The organism is Vibrio aphrogenes, from assembly GCF_002157735.2.
Classification (GTDB): Bacteria; Pseudomonadota; Gammaproteobacteria; order Enterobacterales; family Vibrionaceae; genus Vibrio; species Vibrio aphrogenes.
The window spans coordinates 843,356-863,605 of record NZ_AP018690.1; the positions used below are offsets into that span (position 1 = coordinate 843,356).

Sequence of the window (20,250 nt, forward strand, 5' to 3'; positions counted from 1 at the left end):
TGCGCAATATCAGCGTCATTCAGAGTGTATCTTGGTCGTTAACATTACCTCCGGCTGCGCTTGTTGTGGCGAAATATCATATAAGGTATAAGACAAAGTGAGCCGATTGATGGATTTAGGTAAGGCCGCATCAACATAAAAAATCACTGGCAGTTCCGCTTCACCGTTCGCTTCTAGCGGCTGATGATTGAAACAAAAACATTCAATTTTATTAAAATGCGTCGCCGCTAACCCCGGAGCCACGGAAGGGACCGCTTGCCCTATCATCGCCACATTTGCATTATTTACCGCTCGATAACGGGTTGTTATGACTTGTCCGGGGTGGACATCCATTTGCGCTTGAATGGGCTCAAACTGCCACGGCATATTCGGGCTCACTTGCGCCATAAACTGTACTCGAACTAACCGCGACTCATCCACCACAATGCCTTGTGAGCTCGCCGCCACATCATTGGTTTTACCGTTAATTCCCAGTTTTTCACACATAATGTCGTATAAAGGCACCAGCGCAAATCCAAAGGCAAACATTCCCACCACCCCCAACAATAAATAACCAATCAGCTTGTTATTGCTCGTCCGATTTTGCATAACGCACCTCTTATCTCAACAGGCATTAATCCAGTTTTGGGGGAGTGGAAAAAGTATGATGAGGCGCAGGACTAGGCACTGTCCATTCTAAACCTTCGGCGCGCTCCCAAGGTTTTGCTGGCGCGGCTTCGCCACCACGAATGCATTTCACCACAATCACTAAAAACAGCACTTGTGATAGCCCAAAGGCAAACCCACCAATGGACACGATCTGATTCACATCCGCAAATTGAATCGCATAATCAGGAATACGCCGCGGCATCCCCGCCAAGCCTAAAAAGTGCATTGGAAAAAACAAAATATTGACCGAAATCACCGAGAGCCAAAAATGCCACACACTGAGCGTTTGGTGATACATGTGCCCAGTCCATTTCGGTAACCAATAATAGGCAGCCGCCATAATCGAGAACACCGCACCAGTCACTAGCACATAATGGAAATGCGCCACCACAAAGTAGGTATCGTGATATTGAAAATCCGCCGGCACAATCGCAAGCATCAAGCCGGAAAACCCGCCGATGGTAAATAACACAATAAAGGCAATGGCAAACAGCATCGGGGTTTCAAAAGTGAGTGCACCACGCCACATGGTTGCTACCCAATTGAACACTTTCACTCCCGTCGGCACCGCAATGAGCATGGTGCAATACATAAAGAAGATTTCCGCAAAGACCGGCATCCCCGTGGTGAACATGTGGTGCGCCCATACTAAAAATGACAACACAGCAATCGAACAAGTTGCGTACACCATCGAGTGATATCCAAAGAGCTTTTTGCCACTAAATGCAGGAATGATCGCCGATATAATGCCAAAAGAAGGTAAAATCATGATGTACACTTCCGGGTGACCAAAGAACCAGAAGATATGTTGGAACATCACCGGATCGCCCCCGCCCGCGGCATCAAAAAAGCTAGTGCCAAAATATTTATCGGTCAATACCATAGTCACTGCGCCTGCTAATACCGGCATCACAGCGATCAACAAGAAAGCCGTGATCAGCCAAGTCCACACAAACATTGGCAGCTTCATCCAATCCATCCCTGGGGCTCGCATATTGACTATCGTCACAATAACGTTAATTGCGCCCATAATGGAGCTAATCCCCATGATATGAATCGAAAATACAAACAAAGCAGTGCTATTTGAGCTAAAAGTGGTGGAAAGTGGTGCGTAAAAGGTCCAACCGAAATCAGGCCCACCACCGGGCATAAATAACGACCCCAACAAAATCAAAAACGCAAAAGGTAGAATCCAAAAACTGAGGTTATTCATGCGTGGCAAGGCCATATCCGGCGCGCCAATCATCATCGGGATCATCCAGTTTGCTAACCCCGTAAACGCTGGCATAACCGCGCCAAATACCATGATCAAACCATGAACCGTCGTCATTTGATTAAAAAAATGCGGGTCCACCAACTGCAAACCGGGTTGAAAAAGCTCTGCTCGAATCACCATTGCCATGGCACCGCCAGTAAAAAACATCAACAAACTAAACAACAAATATAACGTGCCAATGTCTTTATGATTGGTGGAATACAGCCAACGTTTCAGGCCACTTGTAGGCAGGTGATGAGCAGGATCGTGTGCCAATGTCACTCCATCGGAGACATAATCATGATGCTGTTGATGACGCGCTTTTTTGGATGAAGATGAAGGATTCATTGGACCTCCGTTTGGCTAGGCTTGGCCGAATCAGCTTGTTGTAACGTACCCGTGGTAAGCACTTGCTTAACCTGCGCCGCTTGCACGCTCTCGCCAGAATCATTGCCCCAAGCATTACGCTCATAAGTCACCACGGCCGCAATCTCTTCTTCATTGAGTTGATTCGCAAAGGCTTGCATCGCCGTCCCGGCTTTACCATGTAAAACGATATCAATATGTTTCACCAAATCGCCTTTCACAATCGGGCTGTTTTTAATCGCAGGGAAAACGTTCGCCATACCTTCACCATTCACTTGATGGCACACGCTACAGCGCTCAACATAGATGGTTTGACCTTTCGCCATTAATTCATCCAGCGACAAGGTTTTTTCTAGAGCTTGCTGTTGCTCGGCACGTTTCGCTGCGGCAAATGCTGTTTGTTCTGCTAACCAAACATCAAACTCTTCTTCAGTCACCGCTTTTACCACAATTGGCATAAAGCCATGATTACGACCACACAGCTCCGCGCATTGGCCACGATACACACCCGGTTGATCAATCTTGGTCCACGCTTCATTAATAAACCCCGGCACCGCATCTTTTTTAACCGCAAAATCGGGCACCCACCATGAATGAATCACATCATCCGAGGTCATTAAAAAACGAATTTTACGATTAATCGGCAACACCAACGGGTTATCTACTTCTAATAAATAGTGCTCACCTTTTTCTTCGCTGCCTTCAATTTGCTGCTGTGAAGTTGTTAAAAAGCTATAAAATCCCACATCATGATTAAAGTATTGGTAATGCCATTTCCATTGCGAGCCAGTGACCGTTACTGTGAGATCATCGTTAGTGGTGTCTTCCATGGCGATCAAGGTTTTAGTGGCAGGGATCGCCATTAATACCAAAATAATGATGGGGATCACCGTCCAGATAATCTCCACTTTGGTGCTTTCATGAAAATGAGCCGCTTTGGCACCACGCGATTTTCGATGGCGAATGATCGAATAGAACATCACACCAAATACCACCACGGCAATGGCGCAACAAATATAGAAAATCAGCATATGCAAGTCATACACTTTACCGCTGATATCTGTCACACCTTTGGTAAGGTTAAGGCGGGGTGTTTCAGCGGCAATAGGCGCAGAAAAAAGCGTCATCCATCCCCCAGCCAAAGTCACTGGGTTCAAGGTTGAAAATGAATGAGAAATGCCGACACAGTCGCGTAATGATTTCAAAGTGCCCCCTCGTCCTAGCCATATCATTTTTATAATAAGGAGCGAGAAGCACACCAAACATCGAGTGAGCAGGAAGCTCCAAGGATTGCGGTGCTCATCAACCTAAATTGAGATTAATGACAACACCGCATCACATACATTGATTGCGGGTACGGCTTTACTTAAAGCTAGTTAGGGAATGAGATTTGTTCAAGAAACGAACGGTGAGAAATAGCAAAAGATTGTCGACACTAATAACCCATACCAATCATTAAAATTTAACCTATTGATTTCAAATAAAATAATGATTTACATCAAAGAGGAAAGATATTTAGAGAGCGTATGATTATCTCTGTATTGATTTGGATAACTTATTAATTTGCTTAGTTTCTTATGAAGCCGCGTATGAGTTATTTTTCTATCAAACCTGCAAACCTCCTTTATCTGCATTATGGGTTTAGAACCACCTCAATATTTCTTCTAGAGCTGTCCTAACGACACTCTTTTTTTATTCACAGCGCTATTATTCTTAGCGCCACAGAGAGAACATCATGAAGTCTGCATTTTATTTTGATTCAATGTTAACGCCTAAGTTAGTGACTGGTTTATATTGGTTATTGTTATTGATCGCCGTATTTTCTGGTTTTTCTGTCATGTTCAGTGGTTACCATGGCATCACTTTTGAAAGCTTTATTCTTGGCCTTTTATCAATGGCAGGCGGGGCTATTGGGGCAAGAATTTGGTGTGAATTAATGATTGTGGTTTTCAAAATTAACGAAAACCTACAAGCGCTAAAAGATTCAAAAGCATCTAATAAAGAAGAAACTGAAGCTTAATCTCATTACACTGATAACAATTTTAAATAACTCATTATTATTCAGTGTATTAAGGGATATTTATACCAACGACCAATCAATACGTATTGGTCGTTTTTCTCATCAATGGCACGTCTCAGATCGTTTCATGCGCAGCTTTTCATGTATTGCTTTTTACCTTCCAAACGCTAAAAACAAAAACAATAGCTTAGAACAAGCCACCTCACTCAACTCACATATTCTGCATTTCGTCTTCGCTTTACACACAAATGCTTTTTATTTGCTCAAATATCTATGCTATAACCCTGCGCAACATAAGATTAACAATATATAAACATAGTGCTAATATTATTTGTTAAATCTTATGCTAGGCAATGCGCTTTATAGTAGACAGATTCACTATAGAGGCTATGATGGTACGCCCAGAAACTACTGGGACGGTCAAACAGGATTTTGACTGAAAATAAATCATATAACAGGCTTTATTATGCAAAACAACAATTCCCTTATTTCACGATTGGCCAATGGCAACTTAGTGCTGCAAATATTGGTGGGTATTATTGCTGGTGTTGCACTAGCGATCCTCTCTCCATCTGCGGCAACCAGTATGTCTATTTTTGGTAGCCTTTTTGTCGGCGCCTTAAAAGCCATCGCACCTATCTTAGTTTTCATTTTGGTTGCAGCCTCTATCGCCAGTCAAAATAAAAACTCAAGCAGTAACATGCGACCAGTCATCACGCTTTACCTTATCGGAACCTTCTTAGCAGCCTTAACGGCAGTGATCATGAGTTTTGTCTTCCCAACAACACTAACATTAGTGAATGCAGCAGCGGGAACAACACCACCAGAAGGCATCGGTGAAGTCATCAATACCTTACTATTTAAGATTGTCGATAACCCAGTCAATGCGTTAGTCAATGCCAACTATATTGGTATTTTGGCTTGGTCTGTTGGTTTAGGTTTGGCTTTACGTCATGCCAACACTTCAACAAAAGATATGTTCAGCGATCTTAGCCACGGTGTTTCTGGTGTAGTTCGCTTTATCATCCGTTTAGCACCTATTGGTATTTTTGGCCTTGTCGCGACCACTTTTGCAACGACTGGCTTTGAAGCCCTTGCGGGTTACCTACAATTATTAGCCGTTTTATTAGGTTCAATGGCAATCATGGCGTTACTGGTTAACCCATTATTGGTATACCTAAAAACAAAACAAAACCCATACCCATTAGTATTCCAATGCTTACGTGAAAGTGGCGTAACGGCTTTCTTCACTCGTTCAAGTGCGGCGAATATTCCTGTGAATATGGCGTTATGTGAAAAGCTAAAATTGAATGAAGATACTTACTCAGTTTCTATCCCTCTAGGTGCCACGATCAACATGGGCGGCGCGGCGATTACGATTACCGTCTTAACGCTTGCAGCTGTAAACACCTTAGGGATTCAAGTGGATATGCCTACCGCATTACTCCTTAGCCTAGTTGCGGCTGTGTCAGCTTGTGGTGCTTCTGGTGTTGCTGGTGGTTCTTTATTACTCATCCCACTTGCGTGTAGCTTGTTTGGTATTTCAAACGATATTGCGATGCAAGTAGTCGGGGTTGGTTTCATTATTGGCGTCATCCAAGACTCAGCAGAAACTGGCCTAAACAGCTCAACAGACGTCGTCTTTACCGCGGCAGTTTGTCTCGCTGACGAAGAGCAAGCCGCCGCGCAATCTAGCCAAGCTTAAGCGTTTGCTGATCAATAAAAAACCAATGGCCAGTTGAGCGATCAACTGGCCATTTTTTATGATATCAATAACATTGATTATACCAACTACACTAATTAGCTGGTCAGAAATTGCGTAGAGAAAAGGCTTGAAAAAGGCATGTTATATTATTGATTTGCTCAAACGATTGACTGCATGAATCGTTAAAGAGAAGGACACTGAATGTTTTCTGCCATGTCCGCTTTTAAAACTTCGGCTTTACCTTCATTTTCATCAACTAACTCTATATTTGCTCCTCCAACAAACATCCCGACCTTCATGTATTGATTCACAAAATAATTACGGCCTTCTTCGGTAAAAATAGTTAAATGATTCTCAGAAAACTCTGACTCCGTACTCACTTGGTGTTCTTTATTACCCTGAACCTCATGGTAAAAGAAAACACCAGGGGCTGTCTCACCTAAACACTCACCATCAACGTAAACATTCTTTTTAAGTGCCCTACCGGTAAAACTATCTTCTCGATAAATATATATCGCAGAATGTCCTTCTTTAGGAGCTTCAAATAATTTCACTTCATCCGAAACGGTTGAGTCAACAGTCGGAACAGATGCACAGCCTGACAACCCTAAAAGCAAAACAGAACATAAAATCACTTTATTTTTCATATCATTAACCTATATACGATAAAAATCGCAATCAAACATACTAGATATAATTTGTACTTTTAGACTTAAATTCGAAAACTGTGACCCTACGAGTTCAATAATGCTTAATAACGGTCATTTTTAACACTAAAGATAACTATAGGTTATTGTTTTGTAATAAATAAAATCCATTATCAACACAAAAAAACACACCATAGTTTATGTTAAGTAAGCAGACGTCTTGTACTCCATGTGATATTTCATAGCATTGCAGGGTTACGACTATTAGAATGCTGTCATTATTCAGGGAGAATTCAATGACCACCTCAGCATCACTCACACACTTACCTAAATCGACATTATTGGTTTTGTATTTCATCATCTTTCTTGGCTCGGCAGGGTTTTTCATTACGATTCCGGCATATGTCAGCTTGTTCTTAACCGATCACTCGTTAGCCATAGCACAAGCGATGCCACTGGAAGATCGCCGAACCTTATTTGGCACTGTGATGTCAGCCGCTCCGTTTATTTCAATGTTCTTCACCCCTTTTATTGCACGCTTTGCCGATCGTTACAGCCGTAAAACCGTTGCAGCCTTATGTCTGGTGGTGGCCGCAATTGGGTTTGCCCTGCCGATTTATGCCATTATCGTCGGCTCGATTGCGCTACTATTTGCCGGTAATATGATTAACAGTTTAGGCTCAGCTAGCCAGCCGATTGCTCAAGCGATTTTGGCCGATAACAGCCACGGTAAAACCAAAACGACATTAATGAGTTTGGTAGCTGTAGTCATGACAGCGGCGATGTCATTTGGCCCAGCGCTAGGAAGTAAATTATCCGCGTTATATGGCCCTCAAGCGCCATTTTATGCGTGTCTACTGATTGCCGTAGTGTGCTTTATCCTCTTGCATCTCGTGCGTTTACCACAACAACCAATTCAACAACAAGAAAGTGCCTTTTCGTTGACCGCTCCCTTAGCTCGCAGCCAGAAAGGGTTATTGCCTTGCTTAGCCATTGTCTTTTTATGCCAAGTCAGTTGGAGCCTATATTTTCAAAATATCTCCTTCATCTTGCCGCAAAAATGGCAACTGTCTGTGGAAGGCGAGTTTTACCAATATTTCATGTTAACCATTGGTATGGTGATGATGGCGTCACTGCTGTTTGTTCCACGCTTAATTTTGGCTAAATTTAATGTCACTCGAGCGCTAAGAATCGTCTTATTGGGCGCTGCCATCGGTATGCTTCTGCTTGCCTTTACCCCGACGCCCACCACTCATGTAATGGCGATGATCGTTACCTCTATTTTGGTGGCTACCGCTTTTCCACTGTACATTACGGCGCTGTCTGATCGCGCTTCAGCTCAAGATCAAGGGTGGGCGATGGCGTTATCAAGTGCGATGGTAGGGTTAGCTTGGACTTTGACCGGCTACTTGACTGCCGTGATGGTCAATGTAAACCTGATTTTACCGACTGTTGTCGCCGCAATAGGTTATGTGATTGCCATGTTATTTGTGCCTCATAATCAGAAATCCTTACCAGCAAAAAACACAGCGAATGAGGCAAGCGCATGAGAATCTCATCTCAATCAGAAAGCTTCGAACAAGCACTCAAACACCATCAATTTCACCCCGTCATTTTACCTGAATGGCAATTTGGCAAAGCTTTAATTGTTGACCTATCACCAAACAGTGACATTTGGCAAAGAGTGAATGAACAACATGATTTTTCAGCAGAAATAAAACGCCAAGTGGCGGAAACTGGCGCAGTCGTAGAAATTGGCCGCTACGCTGAGCAACGTATGATTTATCAAGAAACTGACCATTTTTCTGGAGAAGAAGCCCGCACGTTACATATTGGCATTGATTTAGGCATTGCGGCAGGAAACCCTATTTTTGCACCACTACAAGGTGAAGTGGTCGCTTTTGCTAATCGTCAAACTCAGGGAGATTACGGTCCTGTCATCATTTTACGCCACCAGCTTGACGGTTATGTCTTTCATACTCTTTATGGGCACTTAGCCACTCAATCGCTGCAAGGTTTACACATAGGGAAAATCATTAAGACAGGCGAGTCCTTCGCCCAAATTGGCACTTTTACTGAAAACGGCGGCTGGGCGACTCATCTGCATTTTCAAATCATTCGCGATTTAGGGGATTATCGTGATGACTACCCAGGTGTAGTTGCCCTCCATCAAGCTAAGCACTATCTACGCAACTGCCCAAACCCTAATTGGATATTGGGCCGCAGCGATTTAGATTAGAGAAGATAATTAATATAGCCAAATCGTATTGTCTTATAACTCACTGATCTGAACAAAACCCCGGCAAGCCTCTGTCTTATTTCTCTAGACCCAAGTAATCTAGTCAGTAACTACAAAAGCATAAGACAACAAAAGGGAAGATGATGACGAACGAATATATTCCACCAAAAGTCTGGACGAATGAACAACAAGGCGGCACCTGGGGTAGCATTAACCGACCAGAAGCGGGCGCACGCTATGAACGCGAACTTCCTATTGGTCAACACCCGATTCAGTTGTACTCAATGGGCACTCCCAACGGACAAAAAATCACAATTCTACTTGAAGAGCTGCTTGCCAAAGGAGTCAGCGAAGCAGAATATGATGCCTTTCTCATCAAAATTGGCGACAGTGACCAATTCTCATCCGGCTTTGTCGAGGTTAACCCTAACTCAAAAATACCAGCCATGGTCGATCGCAGTGGTGACACACCAATCAATGTGTTTGAGTCCGGTTCTATCTTGCTGTATTTGGCAGAAAAATTTGGCCATTTCATCCCGCAAGAAATTACCCAACGCACCAAAGTTTTAAACTGGTTATTCTGGCTACAAGGGTCTGCCCCCTATCTTGGTGGTGGTTTTGGTCACTTTTACCATTACGCACCAGAAAAATACGAATACCCAATCAACCGCTTTACGATGGAAGCGAAACGCCAGTTAGATGTACTCGATAAACAATTAGCAAATAACACCTATATTGCTGGCGAAGAATACAGTATCGCCGACATCGCCATTTGGCCTTGGTATGGCAACTTAGTGCTGCACAATTCCTATCAAGCCGCCGAGTTTTTGCAAGTGCAAGATTACCAACACCTACAACGTTGGGCCAAAGCAGTTCTAGCACGTCCAGCGGTGCAACGTGGTCGTATCGTCAACAAACCGATGGGCGAACCTTGGGAAGCGATTGAAGAACGCCACTGCGCTGCGGATATCGATAACGCTCTCAGCTTGAAGCCTTAATCGTATAATCAGATAAATCCCCTACGGCGTTGCTGTTGGGGATTTTGCTCAAGCCAACGGTGAGAGGCATACTAAGTAATAAAGGTTCATCCTAAAATGGCAGTTATCGCCGTTGATACGCTGCCATTTCTAAATCGAAAATGCCCCAAAATGCGTTAGCCAGTAGCCTTGCAACGGCTACAATGATTTTCTTTTTCCATATATTTCCTCATGCTACATGTTGCGAATCTTGCATAGCTTGAAATTAGAATAATTGTTTTTTTTGGATACTGAGTAAATCTACAGATCTTCATCATGAGTTGGCTTTGGTGAACTATACGGATTTTTTCCGCACTTTATGCTGAGTTAATATGAGATAAGTTCATACTTTATGAATAAATTTAGTTATTTAGCTTGTTGAATGAAAAAACGAATGGAATGATAGACGGAAAGACTATACGGATTTTTTCCGTCTATTAAATTGTTAGCTTTTTCGGAGATCAAGTTAAGATGAACAAGCGATTTCTTAGTAGAGTTCAATTTAAACGCTGGCTTAGAAGTGCCTCAGCACTAGCGATCTCCATATCTGTACTGTACGGTGATTACGAAAAGGCGAGGATTGAAAGTTCGGACTCAAAATCACTCTACAGTATGGTTTCTGCCAAAGGTTTCCAGTTGCCGAAGGGGCAATATCTGGTCTCATATGAACCAGTTAGTGATTTAGAAGACACTTCAATAGATTACAGTAAAATGGTCATGGTTATGACCTTAGAGGCTCAACTAGCTCGAAGTAAAAGAATCATTGGAACTAAAGCTAAACTTCTAAACGCGTTGATCGAATCAAATTTCAAATTTGTTATGACAGAATCAGACGATAGCTCTTTTGCAAATGGAATGTGGGTGGTTGAACCTCAAGTTCCAGAGGAAATTGATGAACTTAAAGGCATTTTAGACGCCTATGCAATGGCTTATGCTTTTAATGATGGTACAGATACAATTAATTTGAACAACTTTAAGTTTAATAGAAAGTCTTTCGAACTGGGTTAGTACAAAGCTAACAAACGCTTCAAGACGGATTCGCAACGCTCGGCGGTTTTGGTTTGACTTCGCTTTTGTGTTTACGGTGTAGTTATTGAGTATAATGGTAATATTGCTCACCACTTAAGCGGGCGTTAGTTGTTTCGGCAGATTTTGGGATGATAGGAAGTAATATTGATAATTAATAAAAATTGGGATTTAGATGATGCATTTGAAGAAATCAACGATAAATATTCTCCTGGCGGTTTAATAACTGGGCCTCAACGAAATCGACAAATCGGAACTTGGGGGCAATTAGTTGGTAAAACTAAAGCACTTGAACAATTAGATTCATTAATTAAGCGTTGTGGTTCCATTAATAAAATGTCTCAATATGTCCGTATGAGTTCTGGAAGCATAAAAAAACTGAGGAATTTTTTTGAGTCTCTTCCTGATGAATTAGAAATAGTTGGTGAAAGTTTCCAACATAGGTTTACTGAGGGTGAAACTTGCTCATTGGAAGAAGATCTCACTAATGAATTTAAGGAAGTTAAAGGGAATAACCCTGCAAAGTCCATACAAAATTTAGTTGATGAATATGTGGTTGCGTTTCTAAACGGTTCAGGTGGTAGTATTTTCTGGGGCATTTGTGACGACAGCAAAGTAAAGAGCTTGAAGTTATCTACGATGCAAAAGGATGAAATTAATAAAGTTATAAATGCTAAAATTAATACAATTCAACCAGCAATAGATCCAACAAGAATCAAAGTTACATTTCATTCAGTAATTAATGCTAGTAATGGGTATGTTTTAGAGGTAAATGTCCCTAAATCAAATACCGTCGGTCTTTTCTTCAACTCATCGGGTGACACTTGGGTTCGAGTAAATGGGTGTAAACAAAAACTAAAAGGTCTAGCACTTCAAGATTACATTTTAGAACGTATACAAAAAAACAACTAACAAACGTTTAAGGTGTCAAGATACTTCACCTAATCTAATAAATGCTTTAACTCAATAACCCTAAATCGTTTTTATCCAAAAATAAGCTACAACATTGATAATACTTTAATACTCAGTTGTAGCTTAATTCGGACTTGGTAGTAGCAATTAGTATGGAGCTTTATTCTTTCCCTACACCAACCCTAACTAATCAAACCAATAAAAAATAGCCAAACGGTAAATACAAAAATCCCCCACTTTAATCATCAAAGTGAGGGATTTGAGTTTGTGAGGAGACAAGATAGGTAAAGAGCCTGATGTTAACTTAAAGTAAGTGTTTACTTCTGCTTAGCCACTTTACAACAATAATCAATGATCACTTGGTTACCATCAATTTGTACATTTTGAATATCGCCATCAATGGTCAAGCGATTTTGTAAATATACCACGGCATTTTCAGGGGTAATTTGATTCTTCAAAGACGGTAAAATGCTATGTGGCTCAATGTCTAACTGTTGAAAAAAACGGCTAATGAAACTTTTTGTTAACTCACCTTGGCCACGAATGATCTCTGAAAACTCACCGATACTCATCCCCAAACGCTTCGCCATGTCCATCTGCGTTAAGTGGCGTTTTGCCTTTTGCGACATCCATAAGTGATACAAGGCTTCTCTGTCTTGTTCGGTGTATTCCATAATACGCTTACCTTTGTTGTAAGCCTTACCATACAAGGCTTATTGATTGTTATTGGCTGCGTATACGGTGACAAAAACAGGTCAATACCATGTCATCAAGAGGTCAGAGTTTGTTTAAGCTATTTTAAAATCCCGCTAAAGCGACTCTTTTACTAACTTTACCTTGAGCTCACTGCGTGCTTGCAGCCACAACCCACTGGCTTTCATTAAGTAACCAAACACACCACCAATCAACAAAGACGGCACCACTAATTGCCATGCCCCATCCGCAGCAAAGGTCGCACACGCACCAATAAAAGTACCAGGGATAAAACTCAACCACGATTTTTTCGCTTGAATGCACATCAAAAAAGAGACAAATGCCGTCAACATATAACTGCCAATCTCACTGCCTAGCCATTGAGCGCCATAAATCATCACTAACGCCCATACTACGCCAGCAAGGTTGGTGGCTAAACTCACCGCTAAGCCTTTCACGCCTTGAGTCGGTGATGCAAAATAACTGGTACATCCGAGAAAGCCCACCCAAGAAAGCAAACCTAATGACACGGCGATCCAGCCCCAAACACCCGACAACAAGCCAGTAGTAAGTGATATTGCAAATAAGGTAGACATGCTCGCCTCTTTAAATGATTCAGAAAAATGACTGCGAGAAGACTAAGGGAGAACCATGAAAAATCAAGATACACATCTCACACATACAGTGAAATTATGATCTCTTACATTTAGAAATGATAACGCAAGCGATTAACTCATCAGGGTGGCCGTCAAACTACGGCAATACATCTCATGATGAATCTCACTTGCGTTTTGTGTCTTGTCTAGTGTGAAATTAGACTTTTGCGGAATTAGACTTTATTTTTGAGACGTTCAAATTGCGTGATAAAGACAATCGATGCCATCATGATCGCAGCGCCAAGCCATAAATTACCGGTAGGTATCCAACCAAAAACTAACCAACCGAGAAAGACATTAAATGGCAGTTTAGCTAGATCAAAAGGCTGAACAAAAGACGCATCCGCAACCGCATAAGCTTTCACTATCGCCCATTGCGCAAGCGCCGTTAAGATACCAGCGCCAATTAATAACCCCCACACATTCCAGCCCATTGGAGTTGACCATTCTGGCAATGCTAAGAAGAGGTTAAACGGGGTCAGTAACAATAACAGATACACCACCATGGTCGACGGTGAATCATTCACAGACATTTTTTTCACCATCAAGGAGTAGCAAGCCCAGAAAAAAGCTGCGCCAACAGGCAATAACGTCGCCCAACTGAATTCATCAGACCACGGTTCTAAAATGATCATCGCCCCAGCAAACCCAGCCCATGTCGCCGCCCAACGAGCCCAACCGACATTTTCTTTTAATAAAATCCCTGACCCTACAGTGGCAAATAATGGCGATGTCATTAACAGTGCAATGCCTTGCCAAATCGGCACTGGATATGCCAAGGCCCAAAACCAAAGTTGGATACCAATGACCGACAAAAATACCCGAAAAGCATGCCAACCAAAGTGTTTGGTATACAAGGAACGGCGAATCCCCAAGGTTTTGAGATACGGTAAAATTGCCACGAGCGCAATGGCATATTGCAATAATGCCACCGTCGTTGATGGCAAAGAAAAAGTAATGCTGATGTACTGAGCAATGCTATTCACTAAAGCAAAAGACAGTCCAGCGACCAGCATCCATGTTGCGCCGAGTACCGGTGAATGGTTGGGCATGTAAGCGTTCTCGATAAGTAATAAAAATAAAAGGAATCAAATAATAAAGAGAGGTTATAGAAATTACTAGGGTAAGTTTTGATCCCTTTGTGTTTCGTTTATTGTTTACAGATAAAGCACCTGACTGCCAAGTTTGAAATAAAGGAGATAGTGAAAGCGTACATCATTGCTCCATACATCATTGCTCCGTACATTATTGCTCCGTAAACCAGCTAGGCACCATTACATTGAGCGATCTTGGTTGCACATAAATAGAGAGTTGTTCGGTTTCATATAACTCACCATCAATCACATATTTAAATGGTCGTTCACTGGTCACTAGGACCTCTTTCGCTTGTTGATGGACAAATCCAATCGGCTCCGCAGTCGGCAAAACATTAGACAAAGCCAATTCTGATAAGGATAAAAAACGCCCGGCGATTGATTCATGACTTGGTAGATAGGTGATATCTAAAATACCATCTTGCAAATCAGGCTCTCCCCCACCTTGCGCCAATAACGTGGTAAATGGAGCCGCATTGGCGATCACTAAGCTACTGACTTCCAACGCTTGAGCCGGTTGCTTATCTAAACTCACTTGCAATGATAAGGTATCATTATGTGTTACTGCCCCCCAGAGCCCTTTTAAATACGCGAATTGCCCATCATTATTTTTCTGTTCTCGTTCGGCGTATTCAATCATTTTCTGTTCAAAACCAATGCCAGCCACCAGCAAGATCAAATTTTGATTACAACGCGCGGTATCAATTTGTGTGACTTCACCTTGTAAAATGGCATTACATGCGGTTTCAACGGGAATGATTTTATTTTCAATACCATATAACACATGACAAAGTGCATTCGCGGTGCCTAAAGGTAAGATGCCCAACACAATGTCCGTATGCACAATCTGATTAGCCACTTCTGTTACGGTTCCATCACCGCCCCCAGCAACAATAAAGGTAGCGCCTGAATTTAACGCTTGTTTGGTTAATTCTGCCGCCGAAAGATCTCGGGTGGTTTCTCTGATCTCAACGTGATATTGAGCGGTGAGCTTATCGAGGATCGCTTCTTGATAAGTCCCCCACTTTCCTCCGCCTGAAACAGGGTTGACGATCAACCATAATGTTGGCTCGGTTTGAAATGCCTGTTGTCGATGCAATTGCTGCAGCATTGCCATTTGCTCCTTATTCAAACGGGCAGTCGTGCGTATGGTTTGAATTTTTTGCATCACCTCTTCAATACTCATTCTGGGGTAACGACGTAATAAATAAGCCGCCAACACAAATACTGAGCGCCCTCTGCCTAATGCGCAATGTACCACTACTTTTTTTGAATCAGCTAATTGCACATCCATCCAATCTAAGGCTTTGATTAACTTTCTTTTGGAAGGGACTTTATGATCAAGTACTGGTAGGTTGAAATAATCAAAATCACGATCTTCTTGACCACTTTGTAAGCCATGAAACTCGGCGGTGATATCTAAAATACTGGTGATCCCTTGCGCTTTCAGCTCTTTTAAATCTTTTGAAAATAAGCGACGCGCTAAATATAACTGCGGATCAATTCGTTGGATGGGGGCGACAGAATCATGCGTTCTAGCCCAATAATTATAGTAATGCGCCCCGATAAGAAATGGCGCAAGAAGCCATTGCATCGCATTGGGAATGACACCATTAGGCTTTTTACGGAATAAATGTGGGAAGTTGCACAAATAGGCGATACTGACAATCGATAAAGACAAGGCAATCCAAGCTAAAGGCAATGAGAGCCAAAAATTAGGGCATAACAAGGCCAGCACATAAAACACCAGACTGCCTGCAATATAGTATTTGGTCACTAGCATCCATTCCTCCTTGTTTTACCTCACCTTATCCGAGTTACCACCATGAAACAAATCTATTACACATTTCAGCTTTTTATTTGCTAAGCCTTTATCTTTTCCTGCCCTATTTGTCATTCTAAGGTTGCTTTTGTATTACGGATTGGCCCAGCGCAACCGAGTTTATCTCGAAGTGAAAAATCACAGGTTTATCGCAAAATGATGAACAAAAAAACTTATCGAAACCATAAAATTATTCTGATTTACTATTTGAAAATTCGTTTTATTATCGCGCCTGTTCTTCGCAAGAAAGTACCAACCGCCACACTCAACTGTTAACATTTACAGTGTAAACAGCCTAATTTAGTGTCGCTATTCGTTAACGCAAGGTTAATGGGCGCAGGTTGCAAATCTACGAGTTTGGATACTTTTTCCTTTCATACGTCCAACTCAGAAAACGTCATATTGAAACTTCAATTGTGAGGTTCTGTTGATATTTTGTGATAATGATTGCTGTAATTTATTGGGTATTAATGCCAAGCAGAAGCTTTGTGCTGTCGCTAGCCGAAGCAACAAGCCAGTAACGCAACAAAAATACTTAATAAATTTCGCCCCAAGGATTTGGCTAACAGCGCTTTAAGCTCCAACTCAATGTCATCACCAAATACCAACAGAACTTCCTTTTAATTTATGTTCAACCTGACTCAAATCAGTTCAAACCCGAAGGCTCCAATCAGAAGGAATAACTGGCTATAAGCTAGGTTGATGGGCAATACACAAGGATCATTCAGATCCATTATTTGGGATTTTCCTATGTTTATCAAAAACTCAGGGTCTTTGAAAAATACTGTGTTCGCTGCATCAATGACAGTAACGACTTTGTTGTCGTCTGCGGCATTATTCACTGCAAACAACGCTTACGCTCAAGATGGCCAACAACTTCATGTCTATAACTGGAGCAGTTACATCGCACCTAATACCATTTCTGACTTTGAAAAAGAAACCGGTATTAAAGTGGTTTACGACGTGTTTGATAGTAACGAAGTATTAGAAGCAAAACTTTTAGCTGGCCGCTCTGGTTACGATGTTGTCGTACCTTCTAATAACTTTTTAGCCAAACAAATTCGTGCGGGAGTCTTCCAAAAGTTAGACCGTTCACAACTGCCTAACTGGAAAAACCTAAACCCAGATTTACTCAATGCATTATCACCTAGTGACCCTAACAACCAATACGCGATCCCTTATTTATGGGGCACGATTGGCTTTGCTTATAACGTCGATAAAGTCAAAGCAGCGTTAGGCGCGGATGATATGCCTGTCGATTCTTGGGATTTGGTGTTTAATCCACAATACATGGAAAAATTAAAAAGCTGTGGCGTGTCTTTCTTAGATTCTCCAACCGAAATGCTACCTGCCGCTTTAAATTATTTAGGCTTGGCAACGGGGTCGCAAAAATCCGAAGACATTAAACAAGCGGAAGCCTTATTTATGTCGATTCGTGATGATGTGAGCTACTTCCATTCATCTAAATATATTTCGGATTTAGCCAACGGAGATACTTGTGTTGCTGTCGGTTATTCCAATGATTTGTTCATTGCTAAAGATCGTGCAGAAGAAGCCAACAACGGCAATCGCATTGAATATGTGATCCCAAAAGAAGGCGCTGGCAGTTATTTTGACATGATGGCGATTCCAGCGGATGCACAAAATGTAAAAGCGGCACATCAATTCTTGAACTATTTAATGAAGCCTGAAGTGATTGCCAACATTACCAATGACATCCATGCCGCCAATGGTAACCAAGCTGCGACACCATTGGTTAAAGATGAAATTCGTAATAACGCAGGGATTTACCCTGACGAAGCAACATTAAAAAATATTTACACCATTACTGATCTGCCAACCAAAGTACAACGAGTGATGACTCGTACTTGGACCAAGATTAAAACTGGTCGATAACGCCTTAAAGTGGATTGTTTTATTTGGCGTCTAGGAGCGTAAGCCCAGACGCCTTTTTATTTTAAGAAGAGAGTTTCACATGGTCATCACTTCTAGTGCCTACAAAAAAGCTTTAGAACGCCAATCTAAACCAAAAGAAATCTTGGTCAAAATTGATCGCGTGAGTAAGCAATTCGATGACACGCTGGCGGTAGACAACGTATCCCTTACCATCAATAAAGGAGAAATCTTTTCTCTGTTAGGTGGCTCAGGCTCTGGTAAATCAACCTTATTGCGTATGTTGGCAGGGTTTGAAAAGCCAACCGAAGGGCGAATTATTTTAGACGGTGTCGACATTACCGACATGGCACCCTACGACCGCCCTATTAATATGATGTTCCAATCTTATGCTTTGTTTCCGCACATGAGCGTAGAACAAAACATTGCCTTTGGTTTAAAGCAAGATGCCTTACCAAAAGAGGAAATCAAAGCGCGTGTTGATGAAATGCTAAGACTGGTGCACATGACCCAATACGCCAAGCGTAAGCCGCATCAATTGTCAGGCGGCCAACGTCAACGTGTGGCTTTGGCACGTTCACTCGCTAAACGTCCAAAATTATTATTGTTGGATGAACCTATGGGAGCGCTGGATAAAAAATTACGCTCACAAATGCAGTTGGAATTGGTGGAAATCATCGAACGTGTCGGCGTGACCTGTGTCATGGTTACCCACGATCAAGAAGAAGCCATGACCATGTCACAACGTGTGGCGATCATGCACTTAGGTTGCATTGAGCAAATTGGTAGCCCAATGGACATTTATGAAACGCCCGTCAACCGTTTAGTGTGTGAGTTTATCGGTAACGTGAACTTGTTTGATGGCATGTTGGTGGAAGATGACCTCGACCACGCCACCATTGCGTGTGTGGACTTACCCCAACCGATTTATGTGGGGCACGGCATCAGCACTCAAGCCGAAAACAAACGAGTGACCTATGCATTGCGTCCTGAAAAGATGCTGATCAGCACCACATTGCCTGATGACTTAGATCACCCAGAATTTAACTGGACCACGGGCAAAGTGTACGACATCGCTTATTTAGGCGGTTCATCGGTATATCACATTCAATTGCCATCAGGAAAAATTGTCCAAGCCTTTATCGCGAATGCGGTAAGACACGTCAAACGCCCGACTTGGGAAGATGAAGTGTTCTTATATTGGGAAGACGATAGTGGCGTTGTGCTGCAATAACCAACGTTATATTGAATGACTCTGTGAATATGAGTGGTAACAACATGATGCAAAACAGCGTGAATACACACCAAGCGCAAGCTAAGGTTCAAACGCTCAAGCCAACTCGTGCCAACAGGTGTAAAAGCTGGCAGTTGGATAAAAAAATTGGCCGTAAATTGGTGATTGGACTGCCGTTTTTCTGGTTGCTGATCTTTTTCTTATTGCCATTTGTGATCGTACTTAAGATCAGCTTTTCAATGGCCGATGTGGCGATCCCACCTTATACCGAGCTAGTTAGTTGGGCTGACGATCAAGTCACCATCTTACTGAATATGGCCAACTACTTGTTGCTTGGAGAAGATGAACTCTATCTTGCAGCTTATTTAAGTTCGCTCAAAATGGCGTTCATCAGCACCTTTGCCTGCTTGCTGGTGGGCTACCCAATGGCCTATGCCATCGCTCGTGCAAAAAAGGAAACGCAAACGCTGTTGCTGTTGCTGATCATGATGCCGACTTGGACGGCCATTTTAATCCGCGTGTACGCTTGGATGGGGATTTTAAGTAATAACGGTTTATTAAATGGCTTTTTAATGCAAGTAGGATTCATTGACACTCCTTTGCATATTTTGAACACCGATTTGGCGGTCTATATAGGTATTGTCTATTCCTACTTACCATTTATGGTGCTGCCACTGTACGCCAATTTGTCAAAACACGATCAAAGCTTATTAGAAGCCGCCTCTGATTTAGGTTGCCGTAATGTCTCAAGCTTTTGGCAAATCACCGTGCCACTTTCAAAAGGTGGCATTATTGCAGGCTGCATGTTGGTGTTTATTCCGGTAGTGGGTGAGTTTGTGATCCCCGAATTATTAGGTGGTCCTGATACTTTAATGATTGGCCGAGTGTTATGGCAAGAGTTTTTCAATAACCGTGATTGGCCTGTTGCGGCGGCATTGGCAGTCGTGATGTTGGTGGTCTTAATGATCCCAATTATTTTCTTTAACCGTACTCACGCAAAAGAATTGCAAGGCAAGTAAGGAAT

At 42.2% G+C, this 20,250-nt stretch carries 18 protein-coding genes; 10 read left to right on the forward strand and 8 right to left on the reverse strand.

Annotated elements, in window-relative coordinates; all coding sequences use genetic code 11:
- Window positions 1–15 precede the first annotated feature (15 nt).
- The 3 genes from VCA1004_RS14985 to coxB all read right to left on the reverse strand — a co-directional run bounded on the left by VCA1004_RS14985 (window position 16) and on the right by coxB (window position 3,396).
- The gene (locus VCA1004_RS14985; protein WP_086981231.1) at window positions 16–588 is read right to left on the reverse strand and encodes a cytochrome c oxidase assembly protein; all 573 of its coding nucleotides are present in this window, start codon (window positions 586–588) and stop codon (window positions 16–18) included.
- A 25-nt stretch (window positions 589–613) separates the two neighbouring features.
- On the reverse strand, window positions 614–2,185 hold the full coding sequence (ctaD, locus tag VCA1004_RS14990; protein WP_086981411.1) for a cytochrome c oxidase subunit I: 1,572 nt from the start codon (window positions 2,183–2,185) through the stop codon (window positions 614–616).
- 62 nt (window positions 2,186–2,247) lie between these two features.
- Entirely contained in the window at window positions 2,248–3,396 is a 1,149-nt protein-coding gene (coxB, locus tag VCA1004_RS14995; RefSeq protein WP_086981412.1) for a cytochrome c oxidase subunit II, read from the reverse strand.
- Between the two features lie 608 nt (window positions 3,397–4,004).
- Here coxB and VCA1004_RS15000 point away from each other — a divergent pair.
- Window positions 4,005–4,289 (forward strand): DUF4282 domain-containing protein, encoded by a 285-nt coding sequence (locus tag VCA1004_RS15000; RefSeq protein ID WP_086981232.1) that lies wholly within the window; start codon window positions 4,005–4,007, stop codon window positions 4,287–4,289.
- Window positions 4,290–4,755: 466 nt separating this feature from the next.
- The gene (gene sstT, locus VCA1004_RS15005; protein ID WP_086981233.1) at window positions 4,756–5,994 is read left to right on the forward strand and encodes a serine/threonine transporter SstT; all 1,239 of its coding nucleotides are present in this window, start codon (window positions 4,756–4,758) and stop codon (window positions 5,992–5,994) included.
- Window positions 5,995–6,176: 182 nt separating this feature from the next.
- Here the strand turns inward: sstT and VCA1004_RS15010 are convergent, their stop codons facing one another.
- A complete protein-coding gene (locus VCA1004_RS15010) occupies window positions 6,177–6,641 on the reverse strand; it encodes a DUF2846 domain-containing protein (protein WP_086981234.1) in 465 nt (154 codons plus the stop codon).
- A gap of 296 nt (window positions 6,642–6,937) precedes the next feature.
- On the opposite strand from VCA1004_RS15010, the gene VCA1004_RS15015 reads away from it, so the two are divergent.
- The 5 genes from VCA1004_RS15015 to VCA1004_RS15035 all read left to right on the forward strand — a co-directional run bounded on the left by VCA1004_RS15015 (window position 6,938) and on the right by VCA1004_RS15035 (window position 11,834).
- The gene (locus tag VCA1004_RS15015; RefSeq protein ID WP_086981235.1) at window positions 6,938–8,191 is read left to right on the forward strand and encodes an MFS transporter; all 1,254 of its coding nucleotides are present in this window, start codon (window positions 6,938–6,940) and stop codon (window positions 8,189–8,191) included.
- Window positions 8,188–8,880 carry a peptidoglycan DD-metalloendopeptidase family protein gene (locus tag VCA1004_RS15020; RefSeq protein ID WP_232012666.1) on the forward strand — a complete coding sequence of 231 codons (693 nt, stop codon included), beginning with the start codon at window positions 8,188–8,190 and terminating at the stop codon, window positions 8,878–8,880. The genes VCA1004_RS15015 and VCA1004_RS15020 overlap by 4 nt, the downstream gene beginning before the upstream one ends.
- 143 nt (window positions 8,881–9,023) lie before the next feature.
- Window positions 9,024–9,878, forward strand: a complete 855-nt coding sequence (gene yghU / locus VCA1004_RS15025) for a glutathione-dependent disulfide-bond oxidoreductase (protein WP_086981236.1) — start codon at window positions 9,024–9,026, stop codon at window positions 9,876–9,878.
- A 489-nt stretch (window positions 9,879–10,367) separates the two neighbouring features.
- Complete coding sequence (locus VCA1004_RS15030; RefSeq protein ID WP_086981237.1) at window positions 10,368–10,904, forward strand: hypothetical protein; 537 nt, start codon at window positions 10,368–10,370, stop codon at window positions 10,902–10,904.
- Window positions 10,905–11,069: 165 nt separating this feature from the next.
- The gene (locus VCA1004_RS15035; protein ID WP_086981238.1) at window positions 11,070–11,834 is read left to right on the forward strand and encodes an ATP-binding protein; all 765 of its coding nucleotides are present in this window, start codon (window positions 11,070–11,072) and stop codon (window positions 11,832–11,834) included.
- A 317-nt stretch (window positions 11,835–12,151) separates the two neighbouring features.
- On the opposite strand, the gene VCA1004_RS15040 is transcribed toward VCA1004_RS15035, so the two are convergent.
- From VCA1004_RS15040 to VCA1004_RS15055, 4 genes are all read right to left on the reverse strand, one after another.
- Window positions 12,152–12,508, reverse strand: a complete 357-nt coding sequence (locus VCA1004_RS15040) for a helix-turn-helix domain-containing protein (protein WP_086981239.1) — start codon at window positions 12,506–12,508, stop codon at window positions 12,152–12,154.
- 135 nt (window positions 12,509–12,643) lie between these two features.
- Window positions 12,644–13,123, reverse strand: coding sequence for a DUF1097 domain-containing protein (locus VCA1004_RS15045; RefSeq protein ID WP_086981240.1), 480 nt, complete (start codon window positions 13,121–13,123; stop codon window positions 12,644–12,646).
- Window positions 13,124–13,356: 233 nt separating this feature from the next.
- Window positions 13,357–14,235, reverse strand: coding sequence for a DMT family transporter (locus VCA1004_RS15050; protein ID WP_086981241.1), 879 nt, complete (start codon window positions 14,233–14,235; stop codon window positions 13,357–13,359).
- Window positions 14,236–14,428: 193 nt separating this feature from the next.
- Complete coding sequence (locus tag VCA1004_RS15055) at window positions 14,429–16,060, reverse strand: diacylglycerol kinase family protein (protein ID WP_086981242.1); 1,632 nt, start codon at window positions 16,058–16,060, stop codon at window positions 14,429–14,431.
- Window positions 16,061–16,849: 789 nt separating this feature from the next.
- Here VCA1004_RS15055 and VCA1004_RS15060 point away from each other — a divergent pair.
- The 3 genes from VCA1004_RS15060 to VCA1004_RS15070 all read left to right on the forward strand — a co-directional run bounded on the left by VCA1004_RS15060 (window position 16,850) and on the right by VCA1004_RS15070 (window position 20,245).
- A complete protein-coding gene (locus VCA1004_RS15060; protein ID WP_232012667.1) occupies window positions 16,850–17,995 on the forward strand; it encodes a polyamine ABC transporter substrate-binding protein in 1,146 nt (381 codons plus the stop codon).
- Between the two features lie 79 nt (window positions 17,996–18,074).
- The gene (gene potA, locus VCA1004_RS15065; protein ID WP_086981243.1) at window positions 18,075–19,226 is read left to right on the forward strand and encodes a polyamine ABC transporter ATP-binding protein; all 1,152 of its coding nucleotides are present in this window, start codon (window positions 18,075–18,077) and stop codon (window positions 19,224–19,226) included.
- A gap of 44 nt (window positions 19,227–19,270) precedes the next feature.
- A complete protein-coding gene (locus VCA1004_RS15070) occupies window positions 19,271–20,245 on the forward strand; it encodes an ABC transporter permease subunit (protein WP_232012668.1) in 975 nt (324 codons plus the stop codon).
- The last annotated feature ends 5 nt before the right edge of the window (window positions 20,246–20,250 follow it).